This is a genomic window from Brucella tritici (genome assembly GCF_008932295.1).
GTDB lineage: Bacteria > Pseudomonadota > Alphaproteobacteria > Rhizobiales > Rhizobiaceae > Brucella > Brucella tritici.
The window spans coordinates 60,632-77,068 of the sequence record NZ_WBWA01000015.1; the positions used below are offsets into that span (position 1 = coordinate 60,632).

The window sequence follows — 16,437 nt, forward strand, 5'->3', positions numbered from 1 at the left end:
TTCCATGGCCAAAATCCTGTTCACCGAAGATCACGAGTGGATCAGCGTCGAAAACGGCGTCGCCACTGTCGGCATTACGATCCACGCACAGGAACAACTGGGCGACCTCGTTTTCGTCGAGCTGCCGGAAGTCGGTCGCACCGCCTCCAAGGGCGAGGGCATCGTGGTTGTGGAATCGGTCAAGGCCGCTTCCGACGTTTACGCGCCGGTTGATGGCGAAGTGGTCGAAGTCAACGAAGCCGTTGCAAGCGATCCGGCTCTTATCAATCAGGCCGCAGAAGGCGAAGGCTGGCTTTTCAAGCTGAAGCTGTCCGATGAAGGCCAGCTCTCCGGCCTGCTCGACAAGGCCGGTTACGACAAACTGGTAGGGTAAACAAATGACGCAGCAGGTTCTTCCCTTTGTTGCCCGTCATATCGGGCCAAGATTGGAGGACGAGCGCGCAATGCTTGCAGCGCTCGGTCTTCCTTCCATGGAAACCCTTATCACCCAGGCGGTTCCCGCATCTATTCGTTTGAATCGCGCGCTCGATTTGCCCGCTGCTTTGAGCGAACATGCAGCGCTTGCGGAGCTCAACGAAATCATGGACCGCAATGTGGTGAAGAAGAGCTTCATCGGTGCTGGCTATCATGGTGTGGAAACACCGCCTGTCATTCAGCGCAACCTGTTTGAAAATCCGGCCTGGTACACGGCCTATACGCCTTACCAGTCGGAAATCAGCCAGGGCCGCCTCGAGCTTCTTTTCCACTTTCAGACGCTGGTTGCTGAACTGACCGGCCTGCCGGTTGCCTGCGCCTCGCTTCTCGATGAAGCGACCGCAGTTGCCGAAGCTATAGGCGTTGCCTGCCGTCATCATCGCGACAAGCGCAGCCGTATCCTGCTTGCAGGCGAACTGCATCCGCAGACGATTGATGTCGTCAACACCCGCGCCGAACCGCTTGGCTGGCAGATCGAAACCGGCAGCACTGTCGATGACAATACCGCTGCCATCGTCGTGCCGTGGCCGGATACGCGTGGTGTCTATGGCGATTTCGGCAAGGTCATCGCCGATGCGAAGGCTAAAGGCACACTGGTTATCGCAGTTGCTGATCCGTTGGCACTGACCATCATGGAAGCGCCAGCCAGTTGGGGCGCCGACATGGCTGTAGGCTCCATGCAGCGTTACGGCGTGCCGATGGGCTTCGGTGGTCCACATGCCGCATATCTGGCGGTGTCGGAACCTCTGACCCGCATCATTCCGGGCCGCATCGTCGGTCAGTCGGTCGATGCGCATGGCCGCGCGGCCTATCGTCTGGCGCTCCAGACCCGCGAACAGCATATCCGTCGCGACAAGGCGACCTCGAACATCTGTACCGCGCAGGCACTGCTCGCCAATATGGCCGCATCCTTCGCGATCTGGCACGGTCCTGCTGGTTTGCAGGCTATTGCAACGCGTGTTGCTGGTCTTGCTGCACGCTTTGCGGCTGGCCTCAAGGCTGCTGGTGTCGAGATCGCAGGCGATAGCCTGTTCGATACGGTGACGATTAAAGTTGCCGGTAAGGCTGCGAAGATTGCCGATGAAGCCGACAAGGGCGGTCGTCTGCTCCGCATCATCGATGCGGACACGGTTGGCGTGACTTTCGATGAAACCTCGACCGAAGACGATCTGGCCGCACTGGCTGTTCTTTTCGGCGCGAAGGCTGTCGAAGGCGACGCGGCTCTCGTTCCCGGCAAGGGACGCGGTGAAGGTTTCCTCACGCAGGACGTGTTCCACTCGCATCGTTCCGAAACCGAGATGATGCGCTTCCTGCGTCGTCTGGCCGACAAGGATCTAGCGCTTGACCGCGCGATGATCCCGCTCGGCTCCTGCACCATGAAGCTCAATGCGGCGGCAGAAATGATGCCGGTGAGCTGGAATACGGTTGCAAACCTGCATCCGTTCGCGCCTGCGGCACAGACCGAAGGCTATGCGAAGATGACATCTGACGTCGAAGCATGGCTTTGCGAAGTCACCGGCTTTGCAGGTGTATCGTTGCAGCCAAATGCAGGCAGCCAGGGCGAATATGCTGGTCTCTTGGCCATCCGTCATTATCACCAGTCGCGTGGCGAAGGTCATCGCAACATCTGCCTAATCCCATCTTCGGCACACGGCACCAATCCGGCCAGTGCTTCGATGGCAGGCATGAGCGTTGTCGTTGTCAATTGCCGCCCGGATGGCGATATCGATATCGACGATCTCAAGGCCAAGGCCGAGAAGCATCGCGATAATCTCGCCGCGTTCATGATTACCTATCCGTCGACCTATGGTGTCTTCGAAGAAGGCATCAAGGCATTCTGCGAGATCGTCCATGACAATGGCGGCCAGGTCTATTTCGACGGTGCGAACCTCAATGCGCTGGTTGGCCTTGCACGTCCTTGTGACATCGGTGCCGACGTTTGCCACATGAACCTGCACAAGACCTTCTGCATTCCGCATGGCGGCGGCGGTCCGGGTGTTGGTCCGATTGGCGTTGCCAAGCATCTGGTGCCTTATCTGCCGGGTCATGTCGACCTCGGTTCCAAGCACGCTGTTTCCGCAGCACCGTTTGGCAGTGCATCCATTCTGGTCATTACGTGGATGTATATCCGCATGATGGGCGGCGCGGGTCTCAAGAAGGCAACCGAGGCTGCAATCCTCAACGCCAACTACATCGCGCATCGCCTGAAGGACGCTTATCCGATCCTTTACACCGGCGCGCATGATCGTGTGGCGCATGAGTGCATCGTGGATACGCGTGTTCTCAAGGATAGCGCAGGCATCACCGTAGAAGACGTGGCCAAGCGCCTCATCGACTATGGTTTCCATGCACCGACCATGTCGTGGCCGGTCGCTGGAACGCTGATGATTGAGCCAACCGAGTCTGAGCCAAAGTCGGAAATCGATCGTCTTTGCGATGCAATGATTGCCATTGCAGGCGAAGCGAAGAAGGTTGCCGATGGTGTCTGGCCTTCGGATGACAATCCGCTTGCCAATGCACCGCACACGGCGGGCGATACGCTGGCAACGGAATGGACGCATCCTTACACGCGTGAGGAAGCCGTGTTCCCGGCAAGCGCGATCAATGGCGATTTCGATGCGACGGCAAAATACTGGCCGCCGGTCAGCCGTGTCGACAACGTTGGCGGCGATAGAAATCTCATTTGTTCGTGCCCGCCAGTAGCAGCCTACGGCTGAAATAAAATGTAGGTCAATCAATGGAAAGCGCCGCGGAAACGCGGCGCTTTTTTGCGTCGTACCCAAGTGTATCTCGCTGATTAACTGAAAATAAGTTAATGCGCAGAAGGACGATTTTGAAAAAACTGATTTTTGTGAATTAGTGTTTTTAAAACAGTGCTTTGTACAAGTTACGTATTTTTGGTGAAAAGAAGAGAGAGCCAGAAATTTGGGCAAAAAAAGAGCCGGACTGGGAAGTCCGGCTAAGTTATGAAGGTGCCACATTGGGCAAACCTCCAGAGGGGAACACTTACCGCGCGCAATGGGAGGAGGCACAGCGGTAAGTGACTGTGATATGTATCACCTTGCTCCAATCTTCAACCCCTGAAACACGAAATTTTTGACCATTTCGGAAAATTCTGAAACTTTTCGGATTCCGGCTGTGTTCTCCAGCTTATTGGTCAGCATTTGTATCCTGTTGTGCCTGTGGCGTGCTCCAAATCGAAACAATCTCCCGTTGCAAATGGCAAGTCGGTGCGACTCGCAAATCAGCCCGCGAAGTTTTGGGATGTATTCGCACTGGCTGATGGCTAGGATGTCTTCGGGAACGACTGGCATCGCTGCGAATGGGAGATTTCATGGATTTACGGCTGCTTCTGCTTATGGTTGTCGCCGGGATAGGTTTCGGCGTTCTGCTAATTCATTTTCTGGGTGGAGGGCTGAAACGCAGCATTCTTCCCAATGACGAAAGTGTCAAAACGCGCTTTCATCTTGACTATCCCGAGATCGAAATCAGTGAGATTTGTTATACGGATGATCGTCGCACCGCATTTTTCCCGTTGTGTGGCGCATCTACCGGGCTCGTCCATAGTGTTGGGGACCGCTTTCTGACGCGATTCATGACCGCCGCTGATATCCTTGCTCTTGAGGATAAGGGCAATACCGAACTGATATTGCATATGAAGGATTTTACCTGGCCCAAAGCGCGCTTCCTTTTCAGGAATGCTGCGGATCGGGAAAGAGTGATAGTCTGGCTTTCAGGTTCGTCTGGGGAGGTGAGCCCACATGGATAGCAATCCGGTTTTTTTCGATGTGACGCGTGTTGCGATCCCGCTTTATGTGCTGGGGATTCTGATTGAGCTCGTGGCTATCCGCTATTGGCAGCGTAAGGGCGAATTTGAAACGAAAGACGCCTTCACAAGCCTGCTCATGGGGGCGGGCAATGTTGCAGCAGGCTTGTTGCTCGGCTTCGTTTCCGTGACAGCTTTGTTGTGGGTCTGGCAGTTCCGTTTTTTTGATCTCGGTCTGCATTGGTGGGTATTCGTGATCGCCTTCATCTTCGATGATTTGCGCTATTACTGCTATCACCGGATTGCGCATCGTGTGCGCTGGGTCTGGGCGGAACACGTCAACCACCACTCCAGCCAGCACTATAATCTGACGACGGCGCTGCGTCAGTCGTGGACCGGACAGATGACGGGCATGTTCGTGTTGCAGGTGCCGATGGTACTGCTGGGATTTCACCCTGCGGTGATCGCTTTCGTCTATGGGTTCAATCTTATCTATCAATTCTGGATTCACACGGAAGCCATCGGCAAACTGCCGAAGCCTATCGAGTTCATCTTCAACACCCCGTCGCATCACCGCGTACACCATGCGACCAATCCGCGTTATCTTGACGCGAATTACGCAGGCACGCTGATTGTCTGGGATCGTATGTTGGGCACCTTCGTGGAGGAGTTGCCGGAAGATATGCCTCGCTATGGTATCGTGAAAAATGTTGGCACATTCAATCCGGTGCGTGTCGCGTTTCACGAATGGGTCGGTATGTTCAAGGACGTATTCTCGTCAGGTCTCACCTTGCAGCAGCGCCTGATGTATATGATCGCGCCTCCCGGCTGGAGCCATGATGGCAGTCGTAAGACATCCGAAGATTTGAAGGCAGATTATGTCAGGCTTAATCCGTCGCAAGCCGGGAAAGCAGGTTTGCCCGGGAGATTTGAAACCTAGACCGGTTTGATTTCAGCTCGTAGTCAACCGATGTTTAATCGGGCTCGGACCATGGCTTCAGTGCATTTTCAATGACTTATACAATCGCCTCTGAACTTGGCAGATTATCATTTCTCGCTAACAAACGGACTCATAAGTTCCTGAAATAGTTAGAATAATTCTAAAACATTCCTGTACTGGTCAACTTCATTTAACTTGCAGCGCCGGCTCAGCAGATATAAAAGATGACCAAATGGCGAAGGCTTCATGCCGGGTTTGAAGAGAAGCGACCAAGGGACAGGCCGATTTCTCTGTCTTTTGGATAGTCGGAATGCTCGTACCTTTTCTCATCATGTTCCGCGAAGGCGTTGAAGCAGCGCTGATCGTCGGTATTATAGCCAGTTATCTTCACCAGACCGGGCGTAGCGCATGGATGCCGGTAGTCTGGATCGGCATTTTGCTTGCTTTGGCTATGTCGCTTACCGTTGGCGCTATCCTGCAGCTTCTGAGTGCGGAATTCCCGCAGAAAGCGCAGGAACTTTTCGAAGCCATTATTGGTCTGATTGCCGTTGTTGTGCTGACCTCAATGGTGTTCTGGATGCGCAAGGCCGCACGCTCCATCAAGTCGGAACTGCATCACTCCATCGATGCAGCCTTTCAGACATCAACGCACAAAGGCTTCGGCCTCATTCTGATGGTGTTTTTTGCGGTCGCGCGTGAGGGACTGGAATCGGTCTTCTTTCTGCTGGCGGCTTTTCAGCAGAGCGAAGGGGCCGCAGCACCGCTTGGCGCGCTTCTCGGTGTGTTGCTGGCCGCCGCCGTTGGCTACGGCATCTTTAAGGGTGGCTTGAAGCTGAACCTTCGTCGCTTCTTCCGCTGGACCGGTGTTTTCATTTTGATCATCGCGGCGGGCATTCTCGCCAATTCTGTCATGGCGCTGCACGAAGCTGGTATCTGGAACCATTTCCAGACGGTTGTTTTCGATATGAGTGATGTTCTGCCACTCGACAGCACGCTTGGCTCGGTTCTGGCGGGTGTTTTCGGTTACATCGCAACGCCGACCGTCAGTGAAGTGGTCGCCTATGTCGCCTTCCTCGTTCCGGCGCTCATCCTGTTCCTGATGCCAGCCAGTGCACCGGCAACCGCAGGCCAGGCCAAAACAAGCGCACAGTAAAAGAGATTTCAATGACGAATCCGAAACCCGCTGAACCCATGTCGCGCAATCTGGTCCGCATAGGACTTGCTCTCGCCGTGCTGTTGCTGCTCGCCGCTGGTGCTGCGTTTTATTATGCATCCCGAGTGTCGGACAAAGCCCGCCATGCAGAAGCCGGTGACAAAATACAGGTCGCGATCAACGCAAAAAGCTGCGAGCCGAACGAACTGACGGTTCCGGCCGGGCGCTCGGTATTTGAAATCGTCAATAAGTCGGACCGGACGGTCGAGTGGGAAATCCTTGACGGTGTGATGGTTCTTGAAGAACGCGAAAATATTGCGCCTGGCTTCAAGCAGACCATAACCGCCAAGCTGACACCCGGCGAATACCAGATTACCTGCGGGCTCCTTTCCAATCCGCGCGGCAAGCTGACTGTAACTGCGACTGCTGCCAGTGAAGCGGAAAAGGGCAAGCTTCCGCTTACCGCTTTCATTGGTGCACTGGCCGAGTATCAGATTTATCTGACCACAGAGGTCGCTGAATTCCAGAAAGCTGTTGCGGCACTTTCCACGGCAATAGCGAGCGGCAACCTTGAGGCCGCACAAGCGGCTTACGGTTCTGCGCGCGAAGCCTATGCGCGCATTGCTCCTGTCTCGGAGGCGTTCTCCGATCTTGATACAGCTATCAATGCTCGCGCGGATTATTTTGAAAAGCGTGAGCAGGACCCTGCGTTCGGTGGTTTGCACCGTATCGAATACGGTTTGTTCGAGCAGAAATCCGTCGATGGACTGGCGCCTGTTGCTGGCAAGCTTGAGCAGGATGCTACTGCATTGAAAGAGCGTATTCGCGGGCTTCGCATTTCACCGGATCGCATGATGGCGGGCACTGCTTCCGCATTGAACCGTTTTGCTTCGACCGCGTCTGATGCCGGTGAAGACCGTTATGCGCACACCGATCTGCAGGCTTTGTCTGGCCTCCTCGAAGGTTCCGGGAAGACTGCCGATGTCCTGCGCCCCATCGTTGTAAAGACTGATCCGAAAGCCTTTGAAGGCATCGACAAGGATGCGACTTCGATCAAGGCACTGCTTGGTACAGGGGCCGAAGGCAATGGCTACAAGGCGTATGATGCTCTGTCGTCTGATGAAAAGACGAAAATTAAGGAAGGTGCAGCTCAACTCGCTGCACAGTTTACGAAACTCCGCGATCAGCTTGGGGTAGATTGATGACCATAAAATTTTTCAAAGCCGATAAGATTACCACTGAAGAACCTGTTTCCGTCGGTCGCCGTGCACTGCTCCTCGGGGCTGGTGCAACCGGGGTTGCCGGAGCCGTTGCAGGCGTGCTTGCCCCGCAGGCGGCCCATGCTCTTTCTTCGGAAAGCGTGACCAATGCGCCGGAAAGTGAAAAGCTTCACGAAAGCCAGCCTTTTTACGGAAAGCACCAGCCGGGTATTGTTACGCCGCGACCTGCTGCCGGTCTCATAGCCTCCTTTGATGTGCTGGCGCGTGACCGCGCTGAACTCGAGCGCATGTTCAAGCTGCTGACCGAGCGGACCGAATTCTTGATGAAGGGTGGGGAGCCGCCAGAACTCGACGCGAAGTTTCCGCCCTCGGATTCCGGCATCCTTGGACCTGTCGTCACGCCGGACAATCTCACGGTTACGATCGCGCTTGGTTCATCCTTGTTCGATGATCGTTTCGGTCTGAAGCCGTTGAAGCCGAAACTTCTGCAACGCATGACCGGCTTCCCCAACGACGCCTTGCAGAAGGACATCTGCCACGGGGATATCGTCATTCAGTTTTGTTCGAATACGCCGGACACCAACATCCATGCGCTGCGCGACATCATGAAGAATATGCCTGATCTTCTGATGGTTCGGTGGAAACAGGAAGGCACGGTTCCGGTGCAGCCGCCGCATTCGCCCCGGGCGAAGGAAAGCGCGCGAAACTTCCTCGGCTTCCGCGACGGGTCCGCCAATCCGGATTCCTCCGACAAGGAATTGATGAACCGCGTAGTCTGGGTGCAGAAGCAAAATGAAGAGCCGGACTGGGCGATCAATGGCAGCTATATGGCTGTACGCATTATTCGCAATTTCGTCGAACGCTGGGATCGCACACCGCTTCAGGAGCAGGAAGCCATTTTCGGACGTCGCAAGGATAGCGGTGCGCCGTTTGACGGCAAGACCGAAGCCGATGTTCCCGACTATGCGAAGGATGCGGACGGTAAGGTGACGCCGCTCGACTCGCATATCCGTTTGGCAAATCCGCGCGATGCCAATGCCGAACAGCACCTCATTCTGCGTCGGCCATTCAACTATTCAAACGGCGTCAGCAAGTCGGGTCAGCTTGATATGGGTCTCCTCTTCATCGCCTATCAGGCTGATTTGGAAAAGGGCTTCATCACGGTTCAGAACCGGCTCAACGGCGAGCCGTTGGAAGAATACCTGAAACCGATTGGAGGCGGGTATTTCTTCGCGCTGCCAGGTGTTCAGGATCACAAGGACTACTACGCGCGCGCACTTTTGGAGGCAAGCGGTCCGCAAAATGCACGCGGGTGAGGATCGCATCTCAAGTTTTTGATTTAACGCGCATTTCCCGCAATGCGCTTTATCTGGAGAGGCTAAATATGAAGTATCGTCTGCCATTGCTCGCATCGGCATGTGCTGTTGCTCTCACGCTCAGCTTCGGCGCAGCTAAGGCCGAAGTTTCACCGCTGGACCTCGTTCAGCCGATCGCCGACTACAAAGTCTATGTGCAGGAAAACCTCGACGTTCTGGTAAAGGACACCAAGGCTTTCACTGACGCGGTCAAGGCAGGCGATCTGGAAAAGGCCAAGGAGCTTTATCCTTCATCGCGCGTTTCGTATGAAAAGATTGAGCCGATTGCCGAGCTTTTCGCCGATCTTGACGCTTCGATCGACAGTCGAGCAGATGACCATGAAAATGGTGAGAAGTCGGAAGATTTTACCGGGTTTCACCGCATCGAATATGGCCTGTTTGCGCAGAATTCGACTGAAGGGCTCGCTCCGATTGCCGACAAACTCTATGCAGATGTGCTGGAACTCCAGAAGCGCGTGAAAGACCTGACTGTTCCGCCGGAAAAGGTCGTCGGTGGTGCCGCTGCCTTGCTGGAAGAAGTGGCTGCAACCAAGATTTCCGGTGAGGAGGATCGTTACAGCCACACTGATCTTTGGGATTTCAAGGCCAATGTCGATGGTGCCCAGAAGATCGTTGAGCTCTTCAAGCCTTTGCTGGAAAAGGAAAATCCAGACCTCGTGAAGAAGGTGGAAGCCAACTTCAAGACGGTCGACGACATTCTTGCAAAGTACAAGAAGGGTGACGGGTACGAATCCTACGACAAGCTGTCGGATGATGATCGCAAGGCACTTGCTGGTCCTGTGACCACGCTTGCCGAAGATCTTTCTACTCTGCGCGGCACGCTCGGCCTGAACTAAAAGAACGGAAACTAAAATGGCGGGATAACCCGCCATTTTTATGCGCTCATGCGCAGTTTGATTTCGGCATTAAGCAAAATGCGCTGTGTTTCCGGGAGTTCCAGTCGGTCATCCGTCGTTTCGCCCAATGTTCGAAACAAGAGCTCAATCGCCAGTCGCCCGATTTCATTATAATCCTGCGCCACCGTGGTGAGCGGCGGGCACGTATATTCCGACAGCGGATTATTGTCGTGACCGGCGACACGAACGTCGCAATCCTTGAGCCTGCCGATTTTCAGACCAGCCTGCCAGAGTGCGCTGGTTACGCCAAAGGCGATGCGATCATTGGAGCACAGAACGGTGCTTGTCGGAAGACGTCCCTTTTCTCGCAGAATTCGCGCGGTTTGCTCGAAGGCATAACGCTCGAAATCCCAGCTTCGGCTTTGTTCGAGGTCAATGATGCGCGGCTCATAACCGAGCTTTTCCATGGCCTGTCTATAGGCATCTTGTCGTTTGATAGCGTTGTTATTGACCATTGGCATGGAAAAATAACAGGGCTCGCTGCCCGAGCGGCACAGGTAGTCGACGATCAGATGAAAGGACTTGAGATTGTCGGTGCCGACAAAGGGCGAGGTGTTGTCGAGCGGAGAGTCGACATAGACAATCGGAACGTCATCGGCGAGGCGCGCCAGTGTCGAATGTTGCGACGCTTCCCCAAGCGGTGCGATGATGGCGCCTGCTACATTGAGCGAACGCAGAGTTTCAATTGCCTGCTTTTCCAGCTCAGGCTTGCCATCGGATGACAGAACAATCGCAAGATAGCCGCGTTGCTCTGCGAGCGACTGCAAGCGCTTCGTCATCGCCATGTAGAAATGATCGAGCTGGTTGGGAATAATTATACCCAGAATTGTCGTGCGACGTCGATTGAGGTTCACCGCGAAAAGATTGGGTCTAAAGCCGGATTGCTTGATCGCTGCTTCGATCAGTTCGCGGGTCTTGGGACGGACGGATGATGGATCACTGAAATATTTCGAAACCGTTGGACGTGAAAGCCCAACAAACTCCGAAAAATCCTCCATGGTGCGTATTGTCTTGCGCACGTCTTTACGTCCTGTTCGTCAGTTGTCGCGGGCAGGATGCACACGACGATGCTGTTTTTTGCGAAGCCGCCGCATAAACTGGAATGTGCTGATTTCTCAGGACAAAATCTGGCCCCGGTTGCCGCTTCTTCAACGATTTCAGGATGTTCCTCCAGCTCCGCTCGCCTTTATTTTCCTCCAGGCGAAGTTCAGCCAAACTGTCAAAGGCGGGGCAAAACGTCAAGCAGACAAATGTGTTCGCAGAGAATGATGCGGTGAATATCCATATGTGCTAAAACATCGGTTCGTGAATTTGGCAGGTAGAAATGTCCGCGATTTCAGCCTTCAGAACTGTTCACAACAGCGGTCGTTTCTCCTCGCAACGCAAAATTGAAAACCGTCCTTGACAAGCTACGGACGCTCGCGCCATAAATTTTACATATGTAAGAATTTTGCTATGCATTCGTAAAGGAGGAGACGAAATGCGGACCAAGTCTTATGTTGCAGGGCTTATTGCGTCTGCTGCAGGTGTTGCAATTATGGCCGGGGCTGCGTGGGCGGAAGAGCTCACTATCGCGACGGTCAATAATGGTGACATGATCATCATGCAGAAACTGTCGCCGGAATGGGAAAAAGCCACCGGCAATAAAATCAACTGGGTTGTACTTGAAGAAAACGTGCTGCGTCAGCGCGTCACGACCGATATCGCCACCAAGAGCGGCCAGTTCGATATCCTGACCATTGGCGGTTACGAGACACCAATCTGGGGCAAGGCTGGCTGGCTTCTGTCGGTTGATGATCTGGGTGATGATTACGGCTATGACGATCTCATCAAGCCGGTTCGTGCCGGTCTGACGGTCGATGGCAAGCTCTATGCAGTGCCATTCTATGCCGAGAGCTCGTTTACGCTTTATCGCAAGGACTTATTTGACGCGGCGGGCCTCAAAATGCCCGATGCGCCAACCTATGCGGAAATTAAGGATTTCGCGACCAAGCTGACCGACAAGTCCAAAGAGCAATATGGTCTCTGCCTGCGCGGAAAGCCGGGCTGGGGCGAAAACATGGCTTACCTCGGTACGCTGATCAATACGTTCGGTGGCAGGTGGTTCGATGAAAACTGGAAGCCTCAGATCAATTCGGACGAATGGAAGAAGGCGATCAACTTCTACGTCGATCTGATGAAGGAAGCAGGCCCTCCCGGAATTACCTCGAACGGCTTCAACGAAAATCAAGCTCTGTTTTCGACCGGTCATTGCGCCATGTGGATCGACGCTACGTCTGCTGCCGGACGCATCTATGATCCAAAGCAGAGCCAGGTTGCCGACAAGGTTGCCTTTACCAAGGCTCCGGTCGAGGTGACGCCAAACGGTTCCTCATGGGCGTGGTCATGGAATCTCGCAATTCCGGCATCGAGCAAGAAGGCGGAAGCCGCCAAGTCGTTCCTGAAATGGGCAACCTCGAAGGAATATGTCGAGCTCGTCGGCAAGTCGGAAGGTTGGGTTGCTGTTCCTCCGGGTACACGCCAGTCCACCTATGCCAATGAGGAATATAAGAAGGCAGCCCCCTTCGCGGATACTGTCCTGAAAGCCATTGAATCCGCCGATCCAACAAAGCCGACCAAGGACCCGGTCCCTTATACCGGCATCCAGTTTGTGGCCATACCTGAATTCCAGGCCATAGGCACGCTCGTCGGACAGGCGATTTCGTCGGCTGTTGCCGGTCAGCAGAGCGTCGATGCGGCGCTCGACGGTGCGCAGCGTCAGGTCGAGCAGATCATGACGCAGGCCGGTTACATCAAGTAACCGTGAAATAAAGGTCTGCCGCCTTCGGTAGGAGGAAGGCGGCGGACCTGATTTTCGTAGAGGTTCGCCACGGTGAATCCGAAACGGGAAGGGGAGGATAAGTCCGAATGCCAGCAAACCATGCGTTGGCCGCAGGCACGAAATCACGCTTTGCAGCAAAGTCGCGTCGCAGTGTCCGCACTGGACCTCTGCTCGCTCCAGCAGTCATTCTGCTTTTGCTGTGGATGATCGTTCCACTGGCGATGACCTTGTGGTTCTCGTTTCAGTATTACAATCTCATCAATCCATTCATTACTGGTTTTGCCGGTTTCTCGAACTATTCCTTCCTGTTATCCGATCCGACCTTATGGTCCGCAATTGCCAAGACACTGATCCTTGTCGTGTCGGTTCTGGTGATATCGGTTGTCTTTGGTGTACTTTTCGCGGTCATCTTCGATCAGGATTTCTGGGGCAAGAACATAGCGCGGCTTCTGGTCATTGCGCCGTTCTTCGTCATGCCTACCGTTTCGGCACTGATCTGGAAAAACCTGCTGATGCATCCGGTGAACGGGCTGTTCGCCTTCATTTCACGCAGTTTCGGCCTGCCAGTCATCGACTGGTTCTCGCAGTTCCCGATGGCTTCCGTCATCATAATTGTGTCCTGGCAATGGGTGCCGTTTGCGACACTGATCCTGATGACTGCGATGCAGTCACTCGATCGGGAACAGATGGAGGCGGCGCGCCTGGACGGGGCCAAAGGCCCGGTAATGTTCTATTATATCGTGCTGCCGCATCTGCTGCGCCCGATCTCGGTCGTCATCATGATCGAGACGATCTTCCTTCTATCGGTGTTTGCGGAAATTCTTGTCACCACTTCGGGTGGACCGGGTATCGCCACGACGACGCTTACCTATTTCATCTATCTGAAAGCGCTCCTGCAATGGGATATCGGCGGCGCTTCCGCAGCCGGCGTTATCGCCATCATCCTAGCCAACATCGTTGCCGCGTTCCTGATCCGGACTGTCGCACGAAATCTGGATAATTAGGAGGGCTGACCGATGGCTGCAAAACGCAAGATCAACAAGGCTGCCGTCTCGGCCGGGATCATTGGCTGGATCGTGGCACTGCTGATGTTCTTCCCGATCCTCTGGATGCTGCTCGCCGCATTCAAGACCGAAATCGACGCCGTGGCACCGCCAAAACTGTTCTTTGAGCCAACGCTGGAAAATTTTGTCGCGGTCAATCAGCGTGCCGATTATTTCCGCTATGCCATGAACAGTGTTGTTGAAAGTCTGGGCGCGACTATTCTCTCGCTCATTATCGCGGTTCCCGCGGCTTATGCAGCAGCGTTCTTCCCCGGTAAACGCACAAAAGACCTTCTTCTATGGATGCTGTCCACCAAGATGCTGCCTGCAGTCGGCGTGCTGGTGCCGATCTATCTTCTGGCACGTGACACCGGACTTCTTGATACACGTACCGGCCTCATCATCATCTTCACCCTGTCCAACCTGCCGATTGTGGTCTGGATGCTCTACTCCTTCTTCAAGGAAGTCCCCGGTGAGATCCTCGAAGCAAGCCGTATGGACGGTGCGAAAGTTGGCCAGCAGATACGCTATCTGCTTCTGCCGCTGAGCCTTCCGGGTATCGCATCGACGGCACTGCTGTCCATTATCCTGTGCTGGAACGAAGCGTTCTGGAGCCTGAACCTGACGGCTTCGCAAGCCGGTCCGCTCACTGCATTCATAGCATCCTTCTCGTCACCAGAAGGGCTGTTCTGGGCAAAACTTTCGGCAGCCTCGACGCTCGCAATCGCGCCAATTCTTGTCTTTGGATGGGTCACGCAGCGCCAGTTGGTGCGCGGGCTTACCTTTGGCGCAGTGAAATAAAGGGAACGAAATGGCTACACTGTCACTGAAAAACGCCACCAAGTCCTTCGGCAATATTGATGTTATCAAGGGCGTCGATCTCGACATTGCAGACCGCGAATTCGTGGTTTTCGTCGGGCCATCCGGTTCGGGCAAGTCAACACTTCTGCGCATGATTGCCGGGCTTGAGGAAATCACCGGCGGCGACCTCACGATTGATGGCGAACGTATCAACGATACGCCGCCGGACGAGCGTGGTCTTGCCATGGTTTTCCAGACCTATGCGCTTTATCCGCATATGAATGTGCGCGACAATATGGGTTTTGCGCTAAAACTTGCAGGCGTTGCCAAAGCCGAACGCGATCGCAAGGTGGAAGAGGTTGCAAAAACGCTGCAGCTTGACCAGTTGCTTGACCGCAAGCCGAAACAGCTTTCCGGCGGTCAGCGTCAGCGCGTTGCCATTGGACGCGCAATGGTGCGCGAGCCGAAGATTTTCCTGTTCGATGAGCCGCTTTCCAATCTCGATGCTGCTCTACGCGTGCAGATGCGTATCGAGCTGGCGCGTCTGCACGACCGGCTCAACGCGACAATGATTTATGTCACGCATGATCAGGTGGAAGCGATGACGCTTGCACACAAGATCGTGGTTCTCCGCGACGGGAAGGTGGAGCAGGTGGGATCGCCGCTGGAGCTTTATCACCATCCGGTCAACCGTTTTGTGGCTGGCTTTATCGGCTCGCCGACCATGAACTTCATCGAGGTCAAGGCCAGTGCCGTTGATGCCTCTGGGGTAACGGTTCAGCTTGCAAATGGCCGGTCCGTCAAAGCGCCTGTCAAAAGCGAGGGCGTAATTGCTGGGGCACCGCTGGTTCTTGGCATTCGTCCGGAACATCTTCATCCGGTAGCCGATGGTATCCTCGAAGGCGAGATCATGGTCGTCGAGCGCCTTGGCGGTGAGACCTATCTCTATGTGCAAAATGAAAGTGCAACCGGACTGATCGTGGCGGAGGCAGGCGGCGGGAGCGCGGCGCGTGCACACGAAACGGCTAAGCTGGGTTTTGACCCGGCTGACGCGCATTTGTTTACACCCGACGGCAAGGCTTTGGAGCGCTTTGAACGGCACCCGTTATTGCTGACGGAAAAGAAAACGCACCTGTAAGTGCAGGCTGCAATATCCCGGAGTAACCCCATGAGACTGAAAGACAAGGTGGCCCTCATCACTGGTGCTGCGCGCGGTATCGGACTTGGCTTCGCTGAGGCCTATGCGCGCGAGGGCGCGAAGGTTATTATCGCCGATATTAATATTGAGCGAGCAGAAGAGGCCGCACGCGGTATCGGCCCATCGGTCAAGGCGGTAAAGCTTGACGTGACCGACCTCCGTCAGATCGACAAGGTCGTGGTGGAGATCGATGCGGAATATGGCGGCATCGATATTCTGGTCAACAATGCCGCGATCTTCGATATGGCCCCTATCAACGAATTGACCGAGGACAGTTATGAGCGTGTGCTCGGTATCAATCTCAAGGGACCGCTTTTCATGATGAAGGCGGTTTCGAACGTGATGATCAAGCGCGGACGCGGCGGCAAGATCATCAATATGGCGAGCCAGGCCGGTCGTCGCGGCGAGGCGCTGGTGACCCTCTATTGCGCGTCTAAGGCTGCCATCATTTCTGCTACGCAGTCGGCAGCTCTCGCGCTTGTCAAGCACGGGATCAATGTCAATGCGATTGCGCCGGGTGTGGTCGATGGCGAACATTGGGACGTGGTGGATGCGAATTTCGCCAAATGGGAAGGCTTGAAGCCGGGTGAGAAAAAAGCGGCGGTGGCAAAGTCCGTGCCGATTGGTCGCTTTGCGACGCCGGAAGATATTACCGGCATGGCCGTTTTTCTTGCCTCATCTGATAGCGACTACATCCTCGCCCAGACTTTCGGGGTCGACGGTGGCAACTGGATGGCTTGAGTAGAGGC

General features: G+C 54.8%; 14 protein-coding genes. 13 read left to right on the plus strand and 1 reads right to left on the minus strand.

The window, feature by feature from the left end:
- Positions 1-4: 4 nt before the first annotated feature.
- From gcvH to efeO (F9K91_RS15785), 8 genes are all read left to right on the plus strand, one after another.
- Positions 5-373 (plus strand): glycine cleavage system protein GcvH, encoded by a 369-nt coding sequence (gcvH, locus tag F9K91_RS15750; protein WP_151651003.1) that lies wholly within the window; start codon positions 5-7, stop codon positions 371-373.
- Between the two features lie 4 nt (positions 374-377).
- Positions 378-3,191, plus strand: coding sequence for an aminomethyl-transferring glycine dehydrogenase (gcvP, locus tag F9K91_RS15755; protein WP_151651004.1), 2,814 nt, complete (start codon positions 378-380; stop codon positions 3,189-3,191).
- Between the two features lie 617 nt (positions 3,192-3,808).
- Positions 3,809-4,243 (plus strand): hypothetical protein, encoded by a 435-nt coding sequence (locus F9K91_RS15760; protein WP_235913086.1) that lies wholly within the window; start codon positions 3,809-3,811, stop codon positions 4,241-4,243.
- The gene (locus F9K91_RS15765) at positions 4,236-5,180 is read left to right on the plus strand and encodes a sterol desaturase family protein (RefSeq protein WP_151678165.1); all 945 of its coding nucleotides are present in this window, start codon (positions 4,236-4,238) and stop codon (positions 5,178-5,180) included. Before F9K91_RS15760 ends, F9K91_RS15765 begins: the two co-directional genes overlap by 8 nt.
- Before the next feature lie 310 nt (positions 5,181-5,490).
- A complete protein-coding gene (efeU, locus tag F9K91_RS15770) occupies positions 5,491-6,333 on the plus strand; it encodes an iron uptake transporter permease EfeU (protein ID WP_061347012.1) in 843 nt (280 codons plus the stop codon).
- 11 nt (positions 6,334-6,344) lie between these two features.
- Positions 6,345-7,535, plus strand: coding sequence for an iron uptake system protein EfeO (gene efeO, locus F9K91_RS15775; protein ID WP_151651007.1), 1,191 nt, complete (start codon positions 6,345-6,347; stop codon positions 7,533-7,535).
- Positions 7,535-8,869: an iron uptake transporter deferrochelatase/peroxidase subunit gene (efeB, locus tag F9K91_RS15780; RefSeq protein ID WP_151678166.1), complete on the plus strand. Its 1,335-nt coding sequence runs from the start codon at positions 7,535-7,537 to the stop codon at positions 8,867-8,869. Before efeO (F9K91_RS15775) ends, efeB begins: the two co-directional genes overlap by 1 nt.
- A gap of 68 nt (positions 8,870-8,937) precedes the next feature.
- Positions 8,938-9,765 (plus strand): iron uptake system protein EfeO, encoded by an 828-nt coding sequence (gene efeO, locus F9K91_RS15785; protein WP_151651009.1) that lies wholly within the window; start codon positions 8,938-8,940, stop codon positions 9,763-9,765.
- Positions 9,766-9,803: 38 nt separating this feature from the next.
- On the opposite strand, the gene F9K91_RS15790 is transcribed toward efeO (F9K91_RS15785), so the two are convergent.
- The gene (locus tag F9K91_RS15790; protein WP_151554657.1) at positions 9,804-10,823 is read right to left on the minus strand and encodes a LacI family DNA-binding transcriptional regulator; all 1,020 of its coding nucleotides are present in this window, start codon (positions 10,821-10,823) and stop codon (positions 9,804-9,806) included.
- A 482-nt stretch (positions 10,824-11,305) separates the two neighbouring features.
- Here F9K91_RS15790 and F9K91_RS15795 point away from each other — a divergent pair, with 482 nt between their 5' ends.
- The 5 genes from F9K91_RS15795 to F9K91_RS15815 all read left to right on the plus strand — a co-directional run bounded on the left by F9K91_RS15795 (position 11,306) and on the right by F9K91_RS15815 (position 16,429).
- Entirely contained in the window at positions 11,306-12,625 is a 1,320-nt protein-coding gene (locus F9K91_RS15795; protein WP_167522224.1) for an ABC transporter substrate-binding protein, read from the plus strand.
- A 107-nt stretch (positions 12,626-12,732) separates the two neighbouring features.
- Positions 12,733-13,650 carry a carbohydrate ABC transporter permease gene (locus F9K91_RS15800; RefSeq protein ID WP_061347018.1) on the plus strand — a complete coding sequence of 306 codons (918 nt, stop codon included), beginning with the start codon at positions 12,733-12,735 and terminating at the stop codon, positions 13,648-13,650.
- Positions 13,651-13,662: 12 nt separating this feature from the next.
- Entirely contained in the window at positions 13,663-14,490 is an 828-nt protein-coding gene (locus F9K91_RS15805; protein ID WP_010659038.1) for a carbohydrate ABC transporter permease, read from the plus strand.
- A gap of 10 nt (positions 14,491-14,500) precedes the next feature.
- Positions 14,501-15,628: an ABC transporter ATP-binding protein gene (locus tag F9K91_RS15810; protein ID WP_151678167.1), complete on the plus strand. Its 1,128-nt coding sequence runs from the start codon at positions 14,501-14,503 to the stop codon at positions 15,626-15,628.
- Between the two features lie 30 nt (positions 15,629-15,658).
- Positions 15,659-16,429 (plus strand): L-iditol 2-dehydrogenase, encoded by a 771-nt coding sequence (locus F9K91_RS15815; RefSeq protein WP_151554491.1) that lies wholly within the window; start codon positions 15,659-15,661, stop codon positions 16,427-16,429.
- Positions 16,430-16,437 lie beyond the last annotated feature (8 nt).

Bases quoted from the DNA above. Each gene is read 5' to 3' on its own strand.
- gcvH (WP_151651003.1), top strand. From the start codon at position 5: ATGGCCAAAATCCTGTTCACCGAAGATCACGAGTGGATCAGCGTCGAA.
- gcvP (WP_151651004.1), top strand. From the start codon at position 378: ATGACGCAGCAGGTTCTTCCCTTTGTTGCCCGTCATATCGGGCCAAGA.
- F9K91_RS15760 (WP_235913086.1), top strand. From the start codon at position 3,809: ATGGATTTACGGCTGCTTCTGCTTATGGTTGTCGCCGGGATAGGTTTC.
- F9K91_RS15765 (WP_151678165.1), top strand. From the start codon at position 4,236: ATGGATAGCAATCCGGTTTTTTTCGATGTGACGCGTGTTGCGATCCCG.
- efeU (WP_061347012.1), top strand. From the start codon at position 5,491: ATGCTCGTACCTTTTCTCATCATGTTCCGCGAAGGCGTTGAAGCAGCG.
- efeO (WP_151651007.1), top strand. From the start codon at position 6,345: ATGACGAATCCGAAACCCGCTGAACCCATGTCGCGCAATCTGGTCCGC.
- efeB (WP_151678166.1), top strand. From the start codon at position 7,535: ATGACCATAAAATTTTTCAAAGCCGATAAGATTACCACTGAAGAACCT.
- efeO (WP_151651009.1), top strand. From the start codon at position 8,938: ATGAAGTATCGTCTGCCATTGCTCGCATCGGCATGTGCTGTTGCTCTC.
- F9K91_RS15790 (WP_151554657.1), bottom strand. From the start codon at position 10,823: ATGGAGGATTTTTCGGAGTTTGTTGGGCTTTCACGTCCAACGGTTTCG.
- F9K91_RS15795 (WP_167522224.1), top strand. From the start codon at position 11,306: ATGCGGACCAAGTCTTATGTTGCAGGGCTTATTGCGTCTGCTGCAGGT.
- F9K91_RS15800 (WP_061347018.1), top strand. From the start codon at position 12,733: ATGCCAGCAAACCATGCGTTGGCCGCAGGCACGAAATCACGCTTTGCA.
- F9K91_RS15805 (WP_010659038.1), top strand. From the start codon at position 13,663: ATGGCTGCAAAACGCAAGATCAACAAGGCTGCCGTCTCGGCCGGGATC.
- F9K91_RS15810 (WP_151678167.1), top strand. From the start codon at position 14,501: ATGGCTACACTGTCACTGAAAAACGCCACCAAGTCCTTCGGCAATATT.
- F9K91_RS15815 (WP_151554491.1), top strand. From the start codon at position 15,659: ATGAGACTGAAAGACAAGGTGGCCCTCATCACTGGTGCTGCGCGCGGT.